Raw genomic sequence first — 17957 nt, 5'->3', positions numbered from 1 at the left:
CTAATGTTTGCACAAACTTGTCCTTACCATTAATATAACTCTCCACATCATAAGGAAACTGCTGGGCAAGAGCTTTCTTTAGCTCACCGTATTTCTTGGCCTCCACAGAATGTTTTCTTAAATAATCTCTAAAAATAAGATGTCTCTCTATTTCAGGATTCCCTTGTTCATAAATATGTACATGATGAGTCCTATTGTCTCCCCCTTTTTGAAAGTAGCGTCGACCTGGTAAACCGTTTTCTCCTTTTGGGGTATAGCCAAGCGCAATCATTCTTTCATTGTACAAATCTACTCGGTTAATATCCCGAACAATTGGCATTATATCAATAATCGGCTTTGCGGAAATCCCTTCTATAGCAGTGCTCCCTATATGGTGAATTTCTAATAGTTCTTCCTTAAATATATTGTTTAGATGCTCTGATTCGTGTTGAAAATCAGTAGCCCATTTCTTTGAAAACTCTTTAACTTCAATTTTTCTCATTTTACATCCTCACTTTTATTTAAGAAGTGCTGTCAACTCGTTTTTATGATATACGGATAATCTTAATAGGTTCATGTTATTTCCCTCTAGCTCATCCATGATTTTTTGAGCTACATGTTTAGCCAGCTCATATTTCTCTTGATTTATTAGACCAGAATGTAAAGCCTCTTCAAGCTCCTCTTCATCCACGAGAAAATAATCACCAGATGGAAGGACGATAATATCTAAAAATAAATCATCCCACCAAGGACCTTGATCGTCTAAACCATGTTTATAACATACATCTATATACCATTGAACAACTTTTCCGTTTTGATCGAACATGGTCGTTACCGTATAGTTTTCTGCCGTGGGGAAGTGCTGCAGCCACATATACCCTTGGTCGACAATACAAACCTTCTTTGAATCATAACTAACCCATAATGGTTTTGCCGTCTCTACTAAATGTAAAAGGGATGCCCCTCCAGTAAACTGTTCGGAATTAATCTCTACAAAAGTATATCGCCTTTTTAAAATTCTTGACCAACCCGGGCGTTCACCATATTTTCTTATAACCATCCTAATTCTCCTTTAATAGGATAATGTCACTTCTATAGTGATTAAAGGTAATTCCAAATTGTTTAATCCATATAAATCAATTATCTCTGGGATTTCACTTCTATTATTTAGAGTGATAGATACAGTATTGCCTTCTACAATGATCTCTCTGTGCTTAGAATCATATAAGGTATCTCCTTTTTCTATAAGTATATCGGTAGATAAATACATATAAGTGGCAATTGGAGTAAAGTGGATGAGTATGCCAACTCCTAAATCATCGTCCTCGTATATCCTATCAGCCTTACTGCCTACATTATCTTTGCTGGGACTAATATTTTTAAATAAATGAAACACTTCAATTCCCTCCTAATTGTTTTGAAACGTATAGGGTGCTGCTGAATTTAACAAGCTACTTATTCCTCCTAGGTGATAGGGCATCCATTTATTAGCGGTTTCATGATCCACCCATCTTAGCTCTTCTATTTCATCTGGATATTGTATACTACACTCTCCATTAAGTACGTTCATTTTGAAGGTTACAAACAATACCTGGCTATCCTTGTGTGTAAAAAATGCTTCATTTAGTGCCACTACTCTCTCTACTTCCGTTATTAATCCAGTTTCTTCTTGAATTTCTCTCCTAATTGCTTGCTCAAGTGTCTCGCCAGACTCGACTGTTCCACCAGGAAGTGTCCAGCCTGCCCCCTTATTCTTGACCATTAGTATATTTTCTTCATTTCTATCCGTTATTAAGCCGTATACCACGTCTACTCTTTTCAATATATGATTCTCCCGTAAATTAATTTTTAGGAAGAGGGCTTAGACTCAATCCTTAAACTATTGAACAGCCTCAATCTAATAAAGAAATTATAACAAAATTGATAAATTTATGTTCTGAAATTTTAGAATATTCACCAAACAAACGTTCCGAGTCTTTAGGATTAATTTTCTAAAAAAAGGGTATATATTAATATATTTATTTAACAATTAATACGTCTCACTAAGAGTTTTTTCTTTGTATGGAAGAGCTTTTGGTGGGAGGTGATTAGTTGAGAAGAGTCTATGGAGTAAAAAAACTAACGACATATTTAGATTCTGTTGGCTATCCGCTCACAGAAGAACAAATCCACCAATTGATTCTAAATAAAGAAATACCACATCTTAGACCAATCGGAGATATTATAGCCTTTAATTTAGAACACATAGATTGGTGGATCAGTCACAAAAAAATTTCTCCATAGAACAAGCCCTGCCATAAAAGGCAGGGCTCTAAATTTTTGGAAGTATAGTTTTACAAGTTAGTCTTAGGGCAGTACCCACAAGCCCCTTGCCCGGGTATATCCATCGACATACAACAGCTCCGTCGGATCGGCTGATTGACTAGCATTGCAGGATTTCTCCCTTTTGTATATTCATAAAAAAGAGATTTAGTTGAAAATGATTTCCAAGCCTCAGTACTCTCTAAAATTTCTATATCATCCATCGCCTGAGATGCAGTAGATGGATTCTCTAAAAGTTTTTCATACATTTTAACAATGGCAACAAAAAAGCTTTCCCAAATTACCAATGGCGAGATACTTGTTGTCTTTCTTAAATACTGAACAATCTCGTACCCTTGCTTCTTTAATATTTTCATAATGACGTCTTCTCGTTCTGTTTCTTTCACATAACAAAAATCATTTGGATTGATGAACATAGCAATGGTGTAGGCATCATACTCCTTGGTGACATCGAAATGAAGTTCAGTATGCTTACCATCCCAAATCATGTCGTAAGCCGCTAACATATAAAATTGATTGGCAAAAAACAGACCATATCTTTTAGCAAAATGAGAAACAGCTGCTACCTGATTTTCTGCATCCGTAATTCCTTGCATCAGTTTTGCAAAATCATCCTGGAAAAATTCTTTGCTGAGGCGTTCTAAAGTGAATAGAGTACGAAGCGGCTTAGTCGTGTATATTCGATGTTCATTTAATATAAATTCTTGTTCAAACGTAATTGCTGGCATATTCTCACCTATTCAAATAATTTATTCAATACTTCTATTTTATCGGAAGGAATCGCCATTGCAACATTTCCAGCTTGAACGAGAGAAAACCCCTATATCGATTGCGGAATCGGTATAGGGGTGTATTCGTTATACCTCTAAAGATGTCTCTTTTGGAGTAGGAACCATTTTGGAGATGATCATAGTTAATAATACAGAAACTAAAACACCCCATAAAATTCCTAAGGCAAGTGAGGCAATAGAGCCAGCAACTATACCAACTCTTGCTCCCCAAACAGAAACCTGACTGTTACTTGAACCCATTGAAAATTCTTGACCCTTTTTCTTTTTCCAAAGTAATCCGACAACTAAGACTGGCACAACTCCTCCACCAGCCATCGAATAAGCCAAGGAGAATAAATCTATAATAGAATCTGCCCAAATAGCTGTCCCAATTGTAAAAGCCCCAATTACGACAACTCCTATTCTCGTTATTTTCAAGTAATAGGAATCTTCTTTAGGTTTCATATTTGGAATCACTAAGTCGTTTACAATGACGACTGCTGCGGAATGTAAAAGAGAAGAAGCACTCGAGATAGCCGCTAAAAATATCATGATAAAAAACGCGAGAGCAGCAAGTTGCGTCATTTCTTCTAAAATAAGCCAGGAAATAGCCTCATCTGCAGCTAAATTAGGATTCTGTATTTTTACTACCATTCCAGCTAGTGTTGCAAAAACAGTAAATACAATTGCTACTATTCCACTGATTAGCATAGCTCTGCTTGCTGCCTTCGGATTTTTTGAAGCAAAACACCGCTGCCAATATACTTGAGCAGCCAGTATCCCTAAAGTTCCTGTAACAAATAGAGAAATAACCTCTATAGCAGAAAGATTCATTTGAGCTAACTCGATTGCCCCTACATTTTCCAACCCACTTTTTAGGGTCGTAAAACTAAAATCCACTTTATCGAATACTTGTATGTAAAACCAAACAGCGATAGCTATGAGTATTCCTCCCTGTATGAGGTCAGTCCATACAACAGAATACATACCGCCAACTGCTGTGTAAATGATGAATACAGCAGAAAAGACTAATATCATCATCAGAGGATCTGCTCCTGTAAAAGCTGAAAATAAAGCCCCCATTCCCATAGCCTGACCGCTTACCCACGCAATCATAATTGCGGAGGTTAAGATTGCTATCAAACCACGAGACAATCTATCTCCTATGATTAAATCATCCATCATTTCTGCTAGTGTATTATATGTAAACTTTGCCGCAAAACCTGCAAATACAAGTGCAAATAATATTTTTGCACCCTGCTCTCCAATGACGAATGGCACATTAGCTATTCCAATCTCGTACCCCTTTGAGGAATGGCCTACGAAATTGCCGACTCCCATGATGGTTGCAATGTCTGTAAACAATAATAAGAAAAATGGCAACGTTCCACCGGCTATTGCATAATGCGCAAAGCTCGTATCTGCTTTTTTCTTAAATAGGAAAGACATCCCTATAAAAGCTAACGATAATATAATCGTAACTGTCCATGTCCAAAACGATAAACCCATACAACCCCTCCTGTAGAAAATGTAACGCAAACATTATTAATAAAATTAGTAAATTATTAAAAATTTGCTATTACTTTACTACCCCAGGTTTGATTGACATAAACCATAATAAAAGAACGAATAAATATCTATTTATCTAATAATAAGATTAGAATTTCCCATAAAAATTGGAGTCTCTCTTTTGCTAAAGAAATAGGCTATGTTAAAAAGTAGGGTTGATTTATGAGGCATAGAAAAAGAAATTTTTAAATCAGAGAGTAGAATTGATTTCCGCCCCAGCCGGACGCTTTCCGCGGGGTGAGCGATAAGCCATCACCCATCGCTTACGCGCGTGGTTGTGATGTCTTATCTGTCTCACTCATCCCGTAGGAGTCGCCGTCTGGCGCTCCAATCAACAAATGGGAACAGCTTTAGCATCGATAAAGCATTAAAAAAATTTACTCGCATAAACAAAGCCGAAAAACTGTCACCAACCCGAATTTCATAATTTATTTATGATCTTCATAGTCATTTGAAGGTCACTTATATAATGTTTACAGTCACTATAAGAAAGAATTGTTAGTCAAAATAAACCAATAACTTTATCAAAGCTAAGAAATATTAGAAGTAGTTCGAACTTTGCCGGACCATTTTCGTGAAATATTTTAGAATACTAAAAAAATAGTAAGGTGGAGTTTTATAATGGATAGTAGAAGCTTACCAATGCAGGATTAGAAATCCTAAAGGAAAACAGCAAGTGGAATAAAATTAAATGTGAATGAATGGCTTGAAATGTAACCACCATTTCTTCAATTATCGGATCCTTAAGTAAAAATCATAGGCTAGTAAAGGCAGCTTTTCTTTCCTGTTTCACGAAGGTCACAAGTTAGTTGAGCAACGATTTTAACAGTGAAGTACATAAAAATTGGAGAGAAGTGGAAAGAATGAATAAAATATATATTATATCTGGACCAGCGGGGGCTGGTAAATCCACGATTTCAAAAGGGCTTGCAGAACAGTTTGAGAATAGCGCCTATATTGAAGGTGATTTAATAAATCATATGGTTGTTGGAGGATATCTTCCTCCTTGGAAAAGTAAAGAATCTCTATCGTTAGTTTGGGATAATATAGCCGATTTAAGTATCAACTTCGTACAGGCAAATAAGGATATAATCATTGATTATGTTGCGTTTCCAGATGAAGTAGAGAGATTCTCTGAAAAGATTTATGCTGAGGTTAAAAACGCGGAAATTAGGTGCGTTGTTTTATGGGTCGAGAGAAAAGAACTTTTAAGAAGGGATTCTTTAAGGATCCAGGAACATCAGATGGGATTAAGGTGTGTAGAATTACTAAATGAATTTGAAGCTAAAGGAAAAAATAAACGCTTTCTCTACGATACAACCTACTTACAGCCATCTGATTTAGATGAAGCTTTTGTGAATATAAAAAACAATTCCTCTTTTAAATATTAAAGGCTATGTTCTATGGTTGGTTTTGTATGTGAAAAGTTACACTTTAACGAACGGGACAGGTTAGTTGTATAAGAGGTGTATTTGAAAAAGCAGCGAAATAGTAAATAAAGTTGAATTGTTGAGAGGGAGATTATTATGTTAGAAGTAAGAGCTTTAGAGAGCATAGATTATGAATTGATTAAAGAGGCAGAAAACGTTATTGAAAAGAATTATAGATACGAACGACATCACATTGGATCAGCGGTAAGGACGAAAACGGGAAAGATTTACTCGGCGGTACACGTTGAAGCCAATGTAGGAAGAATTACAGTATGTGGCGAAGCAATGGCTATTGGTAAGTCTATATCTGAGGGCGACCATGAATTTGAAACGATTGTTGCAGTAGCCCACCCTCATCCACACGAGGATATAGAAAAATGTTGGGTAATGCAATTAATACCAGAAAAATATACAAGTGATACTGAATGACCTTCTTAAATGTAGTGTAGTGAATTAATTTGAAAATCGTATAATTGAATACAAAGAAAAACCCCTTCTTTCAAATAAAACTAGGGGTTTTTGCGTTTTAATAGACTTAGGGATATGTGAAAAATAGGTGACTTTATTAAAGTAAAACTCCTGTTAATGAAACAGTGGTTGAACTATTCTGTAATCCTTCTTTAAAAACACAATAAAAATGTCAGCCTTTCCATGACAAGCTATTTACTCCGAAGACAAGAAGGATTCACCGCACCGTTTTTAATGTCGATTTTTTATTAAAATGAAAAAATCCTGTTTTGTGCTACCATACACGGTTATTAAATTTAACCAAAAATCTCAATATCTTCCAGATTCAATTTACTAAAATCGACCTTAACTCCTCCCATTTCATAGATAACATTGGATCTATTGTTAAATCCACCATGATCATCGTTGCCTACCGTTATTAACATATTATTTGTTTGACAAAAGTCAACGAGAACTTTTGTTGTTTCTTCTGTATGGGTCGTGTAATAGCATTCAAAGCCATCTGCACCCATATTTTTAAGTACTTTTAAACGAGGTACTATTTCTTTAAGATTGTTCTTCAAGTTTTCTCCGATGTGGGCAATAACGGCTTTACCATTTGCTTTATGTATTGCATTTATTACATATTCTATCGATGGAAATGACCTTTTTGATTGAACATGATAATCGCTGACGAGCTTAAAAAAACTAGAAACATTATTAACTAAATTTTTGGTTTTTAAGTAATCAAAACCTTTCCACCCACCGTTATTTATATTTCTATTGTAAGAGTTAAATTCCTCTATACTTATTTCCTGATAATCAACACTCATACTTTTGATTAATTCTAAATCAATATCAGCATAAACCGACTCAGATTGTTTGCAAATATTAATAATCTCTTTGTTTTCAAAATCGAAATCATAAGCGAGGACATGAAATTCTTTACCTTTAAAAGAGGTAGAAATTTCTGCACCTCCAATTAATTTAATTTTGTACTCTTTACACAATTGAACAAGCTCGTTATAAGCTGCTGTTGTGTTGTGGTCGCTTACACATAATAAGTCAATGCCGAGCTCTCTTGCCTTCTTGACAATTTCCTCAGGAGAACGGGTGCTATCGGAGTAGTACGAATGAATATGTAAATCTGCATACATTATAATTTCACCTCTAATTTGTAAATGGATGTCTTATTCCTTTTTTCTTATATACTATTAATTCTATTATTCGATGACGGTCATTTACCTTTATTTCATTTCCATTAAATATAATAAATACGAAATGAATTTCAGTATTCCTCCTTAAAATAAAAAACTATCAAAATTTACAGAACCTATTTTGCTTGTTATATTATTGTGGACAGTGTCGTATTGAACATGGAGTGCCTTAAATGGGCCTAGAGAAAATATCCTAGCATATTTTTTAAGTGTATTTAAAATCAACCCTTCCTTTTAACATAGCCATATTAAATTAAAGTGAGCTCGGAGACACGAGCTCATTTTATGTTTTGGCTATGTTATAAAGGCAAGATTTGATTGTTCACCAGATGGTTTTTGCCTGAAAAACTACAGGAACAGTTTGATAGCAAAGTGTAGTAACAAAACGACTATCCAAAACGTCTAATTGATAAAGGATGGGTGTTTTTTGAAAAGGAAATATATCTGCTTTTACTTCCTTATCTTTATATTTCTCTTCGTCACGGGTTGTGCAAAAAATGAAAAAGAAAGCAACGTTGCAAAAAAGAATGACACAGATACAGAGGTCATAAACGTAGTACAGGAATATTTTCAAAATCAGAATACGAACCAACATAGCTCAGTAAATGAATGGAAAAACGCATCGGTGAAAAAAATTATGGTAGATGAAACATTTAAAAATTTTGATCATTCATATATAGGAAAAGAAATATTTTTAGTGACAAAAGTAGATTCAGTTGCATCACCACTAGTATTTGTTGATATGGAAACATTTGAAGTCATAGCATTAATGCCAGGGGAATAATTTCTCTGTTTCAGGTTTCCTTCTTGAAATAACACATCAGTGAAGTTAATACAACGATTAATCTTTATTTTTTATGAAGGTAATTACACCAATGCTAAATACCAAAATACCGACTAACATCAATGAATATATAAATCCGTTAAGAATTGGTACATATTCTTCAGCTAAACTTTTGTTTCGATACACGATCTTAACTAAACTGTACCCTAATGGTGTACTAATCAGTATGACACTTATTCCTAAGATAAAATAAGTTACAGCTTGTTTATTCATAAATTCTCCCCTTAAGCTAGTATCGATATATGGACACAAGTTAGTTAAGTCCTCTCCTATAAAATAGAGAGGACGTTCCGAAATGAGACATAAGCGTTCTAATCAGGCTATTAAACTCTTTCTCTCTTTTAAAAGAATATGATTAAAACAACTTACGGATACCAGGACAGCTTAGTATCACTATCTAATGGTAGATCTTTAACTTCAACACTTAATGTATCAAACCATTTATTTAATATTTCGTCCTTGGCTAGCTTTGAGTACTCGTCGTCTTCCCATATTATATGTGAAAACCAAGCGCTAGTTTGCCATTCAAATTGCAGCTCCGCAAATGCAATGGTTGGGTGATTGGCCTGTATGAAGTTATCATTTACTGCTTTCACAACATCGGTTGCTTGAGGAAGCAGTTCGTTTTCAATTTTTTCTTTTATATCCTGATGCTCAAGCTGATGCCACATAACTAAACTTCCATCTACTTGATAAAAGATATCAAAAGAAGGTTGTTCCCCAAAATCGATGAGGACAAAAGCTCGTTCAACAGAATTGTTGGTTGCCTTAACCGTGTTCACAATAATATTTTGAGCCATTTCCACCCAATAATCCTTTGCTTCTTCTACAGGTGACTCAAGATAGAACTCGGATTCCAGTTCAGAAACAGCTACTTCTCCCTTATTAATATCTTCAACTTTTTTAAACAAGCGATTAAAAAAACCCATTTTTACACATCCTCAACAAGTTATTTTTTCCAAGGATTAGCTATATTATAGCTTTCATGATTTCGAGTATATTTATAAATTCTGTTCATTTCTTCCTAAGAAGCTTTCGATTTCTATTCTTCTACTCTACATGGGTCCACCCTCAAACCCAATTGGCCAACCATTTTCTTTGAATTTCACCTTATATTGATATTCATGCGGTTTTTCGCTATAAAAACCTATTGTAAAGCCGGTATAAAGCTGATCATCAAAATTAATTATTCTTCCAAAGGAAATCGTAGATAAATAATAGTCCTCCGATTGTTGAGTAGGAAAAAATTCTTTCAAGTAATTTAATGCACGATTAATATGCTGAGGAATATCTTTTAGTATTTTCTCGGCCATTTCTATACAGCTGACATAAGGCTTTTTATCATCACCTTGTATAAATATTTCTACCTCTTCCCACTCCCCTATATCCGCACGACAAAACCACTGCTTCGGTAGAAAGGTATCCTCTTCATTTTCAAGATTGTTGTTTGCTAAATTCAATTTCTCTGCTTCACTTTTGGTTAAAGGCTTCGATAGAATTAGCTGTTTCTCTAATATTTCTTTCGTGTATGTATTGTTGTTTGGATCAAAGGTACCCATTCGCACACCTCCAATTTCGTAACTTTTTATACCTATTTTAACATAAATATACTTATACTTTCAGAGTTCAACTAAAAGGAGCAACACCTATTTTGGTGCTGCTCCTTTTTCATTTATTTAATTCTTTTAGTTATTCTCTAAAAGTATTGTGGTTTTCTGCAAGGTTTGGGGTCATCTCCGCAAGGTTTTGACTCGTTTCCGCAAGGTTTAGAGTCATTTCTGCAAGGTTCTAACCCATCTCTGCAAGGTTCGCTATTCTCTGTAAGGTTCTAACCCATCTCTGCAAGATTTGGGGTCATCTCCGCAAGGTTATCAGCCTTTATCCTCGGAGCTCGGCTCCAGCTTGCTCAGCTAGTGCTTTTAGAACTTTGTTATGTGCATTGACTACTTCTTCATCCGTTAATGTACGCTCTGGATCGAAATACGTTAGAGAGAATGCAACTGATTTTTTGCCTGGTTCCATTTTTTCTCCTTCATATAAATCGAATAAATGTACACCCTTAAGCAATTTTCCACCTGATTGTTGGATAATTGCTTGTAGCTCTCCAGTAGCTTTTTCCTGATCCACTACTAATGCGATATCGCGAGTAATAGAAGGGAATTTAGAAACTGGTGAATAGTACAATGTTCCAGCATCTTTGTTTAATACCTTCATTAAATTCAGTTCGAATACATACGTATCCTTTAAGTCACGTGCTTTTTGTTCCGCCGGGTGTAATTGACCAATAATACCGATCTCTTCCCCTGCCAATTGGATAGTTGCAGTTCTTCCTGGATGCATTCCTTCTATTACAGCACGTTCAAAGGTTAACTCACTTGTATGGCCAAGTAGGTCCATTAAGCCTTCAACAATTCCTTTCAGAACAAAGAAATCTACTGCTTTTTTCTCCCCTTGCCAGCTATGCTCAACCCATTTACCAGCAATAACGCCTGCTAAATGCTCTTGCTCATGAGGTAATCCAGATGCTGTTTCTCCTAAGAAGACAGAACCAATTTCATACAATGCAACGGTATCTGCTTGACGAGCAGTATTATACGTTACAGCCTCTAGCAAATGGGGAATTAGGCTTTGACGTAGCGTGCTACGCTCCTCACTCATTGGCATTAACAGTTCCGTTACAGGAGCAGTTTCTAAAGCAAACTTTTGTGCTACTTCTTTAGAAGTTAATGAGTACGTAATTGCTTGGTAAAGTCCTGCGCCTTCCATAAAACCACGCACTTGGCGACGTTTTGCTTGGTAGGATGTTAAACCACCTGGTTTAGACTCTTCCACTGGTAATGTCATTGGAATTTCATCGTAACCATACATACGAGCGATTTCTTCCACGATGTCCTCAGGAATTTTAATATCCTGACGTCTAGTAGGTGCTTTAATATATAAATATCCATTAGCTGCTTGGAATTCAAATTTCAAACGGGACAAGATAGATGTCATATCCTCTAAAGATATCTTCATTCCTAAACGACTGTTAATGAAATCTGGAGAAACGATGACTTCAGCTGGTGATTTATCTAACTCGTCTACTACCACGGAACCAGCTAGTACTTCACCATTTGCAAGCTCTGCTAATAGGCTTGCTGCGCGCTCTGCTGCCATCATTACACGATTTGGATCCACACCTTTTTCAAAGCGAGCACTTGCATCACTACGTAGGTTATGGTCTTTAGATGTTTGACGAACAGATCCAGCTGCAAAGTAAGCTGACTCGATTACAACGGTTGTCGTACCTTCATGAACCTCTGAATTAGCCCCACCCATTACTCCAGCTATAGCAACCGGCTCTTTACCGTTAGTTATTACTAAATGATTAGATTTAAGTGTTCGTTCTTGGTCATCGAGTGTAACAATCTTTTCACCTTCAGCTGCAGGGCGTACAACGATTTCCTTTGTCGCTAAACGGTCATAGTCAAATGCATGAAGTGGTTGACCAAACTCCATTAATACATAGTTAGTAATATCAACTACATTATTATGAGGACGAATTCCAGCAGCCATCAGACGATTCTGTAGCCATAATGGAGATTCTTTTACTTGTACGTTTTTAACTACCTTAGCAATATACAAAGGATTTTCTTCTATTGCATCCACACGAAGCTTCAAATAGTTTTCTGCCTTTTCGTTGCTCTCTGTATAAGCAGCCTCCGGATATTTCATATCCTCTGAAAGAATAGCTCCTACTTCATAAGCAACTCCTAGCATACTTAGTGCATCCGAACGGTTTGGTGTTAATCCTAACTCTAGCACTACATCGTCCAAGCCTAATAAAGGAAGTGCACTTTCACCTGGTACAGCTGTTTCAGGAAGAACATAAATACCTTCTGCATACGCTTTAGATACGAGACGACCTTCAATACCTAGCTCTTGAAGAGAACAAATCATTCCATTAGATACTTCACCGCGTAGCTTCGCTTTTTTTATTTTAATGCCGCCTGGTAGTACAGCTCCAGGACGTGCAACGATTACTTTTTGACCAGCGTCAACATTCGGAGCACCACAAATAATTTGAGTGATTTCATCTCCTACATCCACCTGACAGATGTTTAGCTTATCTGCTTCTGGATGCTTCACTTTTTCCTTTACATATCCAACTACTACATTTGCCATGCCTAGAGAGCGATCAATCACTGCATCTACTTCTATTCCTGAGCGAGTAATTTTCTCACCTAAGTCTTTAGGGTCCAACCCTTGTGTGTTTACATATTCTGATAACCATTTCGTTGATACTAACATGTCATTTCCTCCTTACACTTCTGTTCGGTGGAATTGCGATAAGAAACGCACATCATTTGTATAGAAATGACGAATATCTTCCACTCCATATTTCAACATTGCAATACGCTCTGGTCCCATACCAAACGCAAAACCAGAAAGCTTTTTAGAATCATAGCCAGCCATCTCAAGAACATTAGGATGAACCATACCTGCTCCTAGAATTTCAATCCAGCCTGTTTTCTTACATACGTTACAACCACTTCCTCCACATTTGAAGCAAGAGATATCCATCTCTACAGAAGGCTCTGTGAATGGGAAGAAACTTGGACGCAGTCGAATTTCACGATCTTCTCCGAACATTTTCTTCGCGAATAAAGATAAAGTACCTTTTAAATCACTCATACGAATATTTTCACCGATGACTAAACCTTCGATTTGAGTGAATTGATGAGAATGGGTAGCATCATCATTATCACGACGATATACCTTACCAGGACAAATGATCTTAATTGGTTGCCCTTCTTTTGCTTCCATCGTGCGCGCTTGAACTGGAGAGGTATGCGTACGCAATAGAATATCCTCTGAAATATAGAAGGAATCCTGCATATCACGAGCTGGATGTCCTTTAGGTAAATTCAACGCTTCAAAATTGTAGTAATCCTTTTCTACTTCAGGACCCTCGGCAATTTCATAACCCATGCTTAAGAATAGATCTTCGATTTCCTCCACTACACGTGTGAGTGGATGATGATTACCTGTTTTCACTGGTCTTCCCGGTAATGTAACATCGATAGACTCTTTTGCAAGCTGTTCTTGAATCGCTTGTTCTTGAAGTAATGTCATACGTGCTTCTAAAACGGCAGTTACTTCTTCACGCACTACATTCACAAGTGCTCCCATTTTTGGACGTTCTTCAGCTGGGAGTTTACCCATACCCTTTAATAAATCTGTGATCGGTCCTTTTTTTCCTAAATACGCTACTCTCACATCATTTAATTCTTTTGTGTTTTGTGATGCTTCAATTTTTTGTAATGCTTCTTCTTTTAACTGTTGAAGTTGTGCTTCCATTTGAAAAATCCCTCCTAATTGACAAAATAAAAAATCCCCGCCCCTATAAAAGGGACGAGGACTAATTTCGCGGTACCACCCTGATTATTGCACAACAAAACGTGCAATCACTCAATTCGAATAACGGCTCTACACCGGCACACCTTTACAGTAAATACTGGTCCCAGTGGCAGCTAACGGGGTGAACTTCTTTATGAATTCTCCATTTACGCTTCCAGTCTAGGCGCAAAATCCCTACATTCGAATAATCATATATACTTTTCCCGATGACAGCTTTTCTTATTTATCAAATTATTATCTATTATACGGACTTTTAAACATTTCATCAAGGGTATTTATCTCAATGTAAGCCCATAAAGAAGAATTCCTGTTGCGACTGCGACATTTAAAGATTCCGCTTGGCCCAATAAAGGAACAATAATATTTTGGTCCGTTTGATCTAAAAGACTTGCTTGTATGCCACTACCTTCGTTTCCTACTATTAATGCAAACGCATCACTTTTCTCTACTTCATGAAACGGCGTTGAATTTTCAAATGCCGTTCCATATACTTTTACATTTTTCTTTTTTAGCTGATCGACCCAATAGCTCAAGTCACCTTTTAAAATAGGTATGTGGAAATGAGAGCCTTGAGCAGAGCGAAGCGTTTTAGAATTGTACGCATCAGCTGATCCCTTTCCAAGAATAACAGCGTCTATCCCTGCAGCATCAGCCGTACGAATCATCGTTCCAATATTCCCTGGGTCTTGAACCGCATCGATCAATAAAAATTTACTCCAATTTTCTTGTTCATCTGCTTTAGCTGCACTTTGTTTACAATGTGCAAAAATGCCTTGTGTATGCTCTGTTTCAGCAAGCTCTTTTTTAATAACATCATTAATTTCTACTATTTCTAGATTGTCTACGTCCCAACTGGCAGGAATTTCACTTGTATCGCTTAACATGATAGTTAAGACAAGTTCTTTTTGTTTGATTGCTTCTTCTACTAAATGATAGCCTTCAATGATAAATTCACCAGTTTTATCTCTTTCTTTTCGAACACTGAGTAATTTTTTCCAATGCTTTACTAAGGAGTTTTGAGGAGATTCGATTCGTTTCATATTATGTACCGCCTTTTTCTAAAGTGCTGTAAAACTAAAGTTTTAGCATCTTTTCATTGTAAAAAATTATATCACGTTCTTTCGGTAGTTCATATTTATCTTCTATCAATTAAACAAAATTATGTATACCTGAAGAAACATGGGGAAAGATAAAGACAAGGAGTGATGAAAATGGATTTTCAAATTCGAGAAGCAATAGCAGCTAACCTAAAGGGTAATTCAGCTACTGATATTAAAGAAGTGGTAGAAGATGCGATTAACCGAGGAGAAGAACATTTATTACCTGGTCTTGGTGTAATCTTTGAAAAATGGTGGAAATCGGCTGATGAATCCAGCAAACAAGCAATGCTCAATAATGTTTCTACTGCATTTGCTCAATAAGTATTAGCTAGTGGAGACCGTACATTCTACGGTCTCTTTATTAGTTCGATTTTAGTGCCATGGCCAGAGCCTGGTAAGCGTGTGTCTAGGACATCATACCAGACTTTCACCTTGTCCCCGACCTCTATATCCGATAGTTTTTCATCAAACACAAAGGATGAAGATTGTATAGATTTAGATGTAACTTCCTCCTTTGTTAAAATTCTATCTATTCCTGGTTGCTCTTCATAAATAAAAACATGAGCATCAGAGACCTCTGCTACTATACCCTCCATTATAAATCGCTCTTCCTGACTTTCTTCATTACAACCCCATAAACTAACAACGGATACCAGTATTATAAGAAACCCCAAATATCGAATCATTGGTTAACCTCCCAACATTATTCATACTCTTCTAGAATTTCTACAACTTCTATTTTTCCATCCACTAACATCTCTGGTAATCCACTATTTACATTTCCTTGCCAATACTCTCTTGCCTGCTCTATTTTCCGTGCAAAAGGTACACCATCTTCCTTTGGCAAATGGCTTGCATCTCCCTCAAAAGTTTTACCATCAACTCGAAGCTTAACAAGCTGCAAGACCTGCCGATTATAGGAATTAAATAAGTCTACCCATTTGAGTGCATCCTCTAAGCTTTTTGTAGCATATAGACAGGATAATCTAGATGGGTAAGTCGGATATTCCTCTAATCTAACCATTTCGACTATCGTTTCGCGGATTGCTCTAGTCGTTTGATCCAAATATTTAAGACCAACCTCTGCATCCTCTTTAGTTAAGTTCACCCCTTCATTTGTATATTGGTTTTGAAAAATTTTAACAAAGTCTTCTCCCTTGGAATTTAATTGTTCTTTTTCAAAAAAGAAGTGATATAACGTATTCTTTTGATTCTCACTAAAATCAATTATCTGTCCTACCCTCATCTTGTTTCTTGTAACAATATGATAAACAACTAGTTCATTCTCCGTCATTTTTTTCTCCTTTTATTAATAAAATAGAAAATAAAATATTTCAATTCACTAAACTACTAAATTATTTTATTTATTAGATAATTTGTTCTTGATTTATATAATATACTGTATATAATTACTCTATGAGTTTGAATAATTAGAAAAATCGTAAAAGTTATACATCTAAATTATAGCAAAGAGGCGAAGCGAATGAAGATTTTAATGGAAAATATTGTGGAAGCATTGGAAGAACACCTAGAACAAGATCAGATTTCCACCAACCAAACTATCCGAGAATTACATGGAAAAGATGAATCCTACCATTCTATTAGCTTGCCAGACATTGTCGTTTTCCCTAAGAATTCGGCAGATGTCAGCAATATCATGAAGACTGCTAATAAACTTGGAGTTCCCGTCGTACCGTTTGGACGTGGCACGAGTTTAGAAGGGCATGTTATTCCCTATGATAATGGAATAACTATCGATTTTTCTTTAATGGATAAAATATTAGAAATAAGAGAACAGGATTTACTTGTGGTAGTGCAGCCAGGTGTAACGAGAACACAGCTGAACATGGAGTTAAAAAAGTATGGTTTATTCTTTTCAGTTGACCCCGGTGCTGATGCTACTCTCGGTGGAATGGCCGCAACAAATGCCAGCGGGACTACAACTGTGAAGTACGGCGTTATGAGAGACCAAGTTCGAGACCTAGAAGTAGTGCTTGCAGATGGAACAATCATACATACAGGAAACTTGGCAGCTAAATCTGCCTCTGGATTTCACTTGAATGGGTTGTTTGTTGGTTCGGAAGGTACTTTAGGCTGTTTTACAGAACTGACTTTAAAAGTGTACGGCATCCCAGAATTCACGACAGCTGCTAGAGCAACATTCCCTACTGTCAAACATGCAGTAGAGGCAGTAACCTCCATTTTACAGGCAGGTATACCGATTGCTCGCGTAGAGCTAGTAGATGAAAGCTCTATTCGTCAGGTAAATCAATTTAGTGAAACTAACTACGCTGAAAAGCCAACTCTATTCTTAGAATTCCATGGCAATGAAGCTGGACTTGCTCAAGATGTAGAATTTACTCAAGAAATTGTGAAAGACCATGGCAGTGAGGATATTCAATTTGAAACAGATAACGCTGCTCGAAACAAGCTTTGGGACGCAAGACATAATCTAGCCTATGCTTACATTCATGGAAACGTAGGAAAGAAGCTCATGGTGACCGATGTTTGTGTTCCTATTTCCGAGCTAGCTGACGCTGTCATATTTGCACGTAAGGAACTTGATGCTTTTGGGTTAATAGGAGGTCTTACAGGTCATGTCGGTGATGGAAATTTCCATGCCCTTATCATGATTGATATGAACGATTCGGAAGAAATACAGAAGGCAGTGACCTATAACGAAAAAATCGTACGATACGCTCTGGAACGAAAAGGTACTTGTACAGGCGAGCACGGGGTAGGTGTAGGGAAGCAAAAATACCAGGCAGCTGAACATGGGGAGGCACTTCAAGTTATGGAAAAGATTAAAGTTGCTTTAGATCCCAACAATATTTTAAATCCAAACAAAATTGTAAAACTTGAAAGAGAAGGTGAGTAAT

At 36.5% G+C, this 17957-nt stretch carries 20 protein-coding genes, 1 pseudogene and 1 other annotated feature; of the genes and pseudogenes, 6 read left to right on the top strand and 15 right to left on the bottom strand.

Annotated features, from left to right (window positions below; genetic code table 11):
• Positions 1–7: 7 nt before the first annotated feature.
• The 4 genes and pseudogenes from MKX96_RS07610 to MKX96_RS07595 all read right to left on the bottom strand — a co-directional run.
• Positions 8–481: pseudogene (locus MKX96_RS07610) on the bottom strand (GrpB family protein); the annotation flags it as partial.
• Positions 482–496: 15 nt separating this feature from the next.
• Positions 497–1039, bottom strand: coding sequence for a DUF402 domain-containing protein (locus MKX96_RS07605; protein WP_340883077.1), 543 nt, complete (start codon positions 1037–1039; stop codon positions 497–499).
• 12 nt (positions 1040–1051) lie between these two features.
• Positions 1052–1375, bottom strand: a complete 324-nt coding sequence (locus MKX96_RS07600; RefSeq protein ID WP_340883076.1) for a hypothetical protein — start codon at positions 1373–1375, stop codon at positions 1052–1054.
• A 12-nt stretch (positions 1376–1387) separates the two neighbouring features.
• Positions 1388–1801, bottom strand: a complete 414-nt coding sequence (locus tag MKX96_RS07595) for an NUDIX hydrolase (protein WP_340883075.1) — start codon at positions 1799–1801, stop codon at positions 1388–1390.
• Positions 1802–2070: 269 nt separating this feature from the next.
• Between MKX96_RS07595 and MKX96_RS07590 the strand changes: the two genes are divergently transcribed.
• Entirely contained in the window at positions 2071–2262 is a 192-nt protein-coding gene (locus MKX96_RS07590; RefSeq protein ID WP_169361093.1) for a hypothetical protein, read from the top strand.
• Between the two features lie 50 nt (positions 2263–2312).
• Here the strand turns inward: MKX96_RS07590 and MKX96_RS07585 are convergent, their stop codons facing one another.
• Together MKX96_RS07585 and MKX96_RS07580 are read right to left on the bottom strand one after the other, a co-directional pair.
• Complete coding sequence (locus tag MKX96_RS07585) at positions 2313–3029, bottom strand: Fe-S oxidoreductase (RefSeq protein WP_340883074.1); 717 nt, start codon at positions 3027–3029, stop codon at positions 2313–2315.
• 129 nt (positions 3030–3158) lie between these two features.
• On the bottom strand, positions 3159–4580 hold the full coding sequence (locus MKX96_RS07580; RefSeq protein WP_340883073.1) for a sodium:solute symporter family protein: 1422 nt from the start codon (positions 4578–4580) through the stop codon (positions 3159–3161).
• A 923-nt stretch (positions 4581–5503) separates the two neighbouring features.
• On the opposite strand from MKX96_RS07580, the gene MKX96_RS07575 reads away from it, so the two are divergent.
• Positions 5504–6031 carry an AAA family ATPase gene (locus tag MKX96_RS07575; RefSeq protein ID WP_340883072.1) on the top strand — a complete coding sequence of 176 codons (528 nt, stop codon included), beginning with the start codon at positions 5504–5506 and terminating at the stop codon, positions 6029–6031.
• A 135-nt stretch (positions 6032–6166) separates the two neighbouring features.
• On the top strand, positions 6167–6499 hold the full coding sequence (locus tag MKX96_RS07570; protein WP_340883071.1) for a cytidine deaminase: 333 nt from the start codon (positions 6167–6169) through the stop codon (positions 6497–6499).
• Positions 6500–6834: 335 nt separating this feature from the next.
• Here MKX96_RS07570 and MKX96_RS07565 read toward each other — a convergent pair whose 3' ends face one another.
• On the bottom strand, positions 6835–7674 hold the full coding sequence (locus MKX96_RS07565; RefSeq protein WP_340883070.1) for a PHP domain-containing protein: 840 nt from the start codon (positions 7672–7674) through the stop codon (positions 6835–6837).
• A 487-nt stretch (positions 7675–8161) separates the two neighbouring features.
• Here MKX96_RS07565 and MKX96_RS07560 point away from each other — a divergent pair, with 487 nt between their 5' ends.
• Positions 8162–8518, top strand: a complete 357-nt coding sequence (locus MKX96_RS07560; RefSeq protein WP_340883069.1) for a hypothetical protein — start codon at positions 8162–8164, stop codon at positions 8516–8518.
• A gap of 57 nt (positions 8519–8575) precedes the next feature.
• Here MKX96_RS07560 and MKX96_RS07555 read toward each other — a convergent pair whose 3' ends face one another.
• The 6 genes from MKX96_RS07555 to MKX96_RS07530 all read right to left on the bottom strand — a co-directional run bounded on the left by MKX96_RS07555 (position 8576) and on the right by MKX96_RS07530 (position 15018).
• Positions 8576–8791, bottom strand: coding sequence for a glycosyl transferase (locus MKX96_RS07555; RefSeq protein WP_251553390.1), 216 nt, complete (start codon positions 8789–8791; stop codon positions 8576–8578).
• Between the two features lie 152 nt (positions 8792–8943).
• Positions 8944–9507, bottom strand: a complete 564-nt coding sequence (locus MKX96_RS07550; protein ID WP_340883068.1) for a hypothetical protein — start codon at positions 9505–9507, stop codon at positions 8944–8946.
• 126 nt (positions 9508–9633) lie between these two features.
• Positions 9634–10137, bottom strand: coding sequence for a hypothetical protein (locus MKX96_RS07545; protein WP_340883067.1), 504 nt, complete (start codon positions 10135–10137; stop codon positions 9634–9636).
• Between the two features lie 319 nt (positions 10138–10456).
• Positions 10457–12868: a phenylalanine--tRNA ligase subunit beta gene (pheT, locus tag MKX96_RS07540; protein WP_340883066.1), complete on the bottom strand. Its 2412-nt coding sequence runs from the start codon at positions 12866–12868 to the stop codon at positions 10457–10459.
• A gap of 12 nt (positions 12869–12880) precedes the next feature.
• Positions 12881–13918 (bottom strand): phenylalanine--tRNA ligase subunit alpha, encoded by a 1038-nt coding sequence (gene pheS / locus MKX96_RS07535; protein WP_169360282.1) that lies wholly within the window; start codon positions 13916–13918, stop codon positions 12881–12883.
• 47 nt (positions 13919–13965) lie between these two features.
• Positions 13966–14198: a binding site (T-box leader), on the bottom strand.
• Between the two features lie 55 nt (positions 14199–14253).
• Positions 14254–15018: a TrmH family RNA methyltransferase gene (locus tag MKX96_RS07530; protein WP_340883065.1), complete on the bottom strand. Its 765-nt coding sequence runs from the start codon at positions 15016–15018 to the stop codon at positions 14254–14256.
• A gap of 171 nt (positions 15019–15189) precedes the next feature.
• On the opposite strand from MKX96_RS07530, the gene sspI reads away from it, so the two are divergent.
• Positions 15190–15399, top strand: a complete 210-nt coding sequence (gene sspI / locus MKX96_RS07525) for a small acid-soluble spore protein SspI (RefSeq protein ID WP_169360284.1) — start codon at positions 15190–15192, stop codon at positions 15397–15399.
• Between the two features lie 26 nt (positions 15400–15425).
• Here sspI and MKX96_RS07520 read toward each other — a convergent pair whose 3' ends face one another.
• Positions 15426–15764: a DUF3221 domain-containing protein gene (locus MKX96_RS07520; protein WP_340883064.1), complete on the bottom strand. Its 339-nt coding sequence runs from the start codon at positions 15762–15764 to the stop codon at positions 15426–15428.
• Between the two features lie 17 nt (positions 15765–15781).
• The gene (locus MKX96_RS07515) at positions 15782–16372 is read right to left on the bottom strand and encodes a DUF2441 domain-containing protein (protein WP_340883063.1); all 591 of its coding nucleotides are present in this window, start codon (positions 16370–16372) and stop codon (positions 15782–15784) included.
• A 189-nt stretch (positions 16373–16561) separates the two neighbouring features.
• Here MKX96_RS07515 and MKX96_RS07510 point away from each other — a divergent pair, with 189 nt between their 5' ends.
• On the top strand, positions 16562–17956 hold the full coding sequence (locus tag MKX96_RS07510; RefSeq protein WP_340883062.1) for an FAD-binding oxidoreductase: 1395 nt from the start codon (positions 16562–16564) through the stop codon (positions 17954–17956).
• Position 17957: the final 1 nt, after the last annotated feature.

The organism is Psychrobacillus sp. FSL W7-1493 (genome assembly GCF_038004905.1).
GTDB lineage: Bacteria > Bacillota > Bacilli > Bacillales_A > Planococcaceae > Psychrobacillus.
Note: the sequence above shows the minus strand (reverse complement) of the source record. Positions and strands in the feature narration are given on the sequence as shown.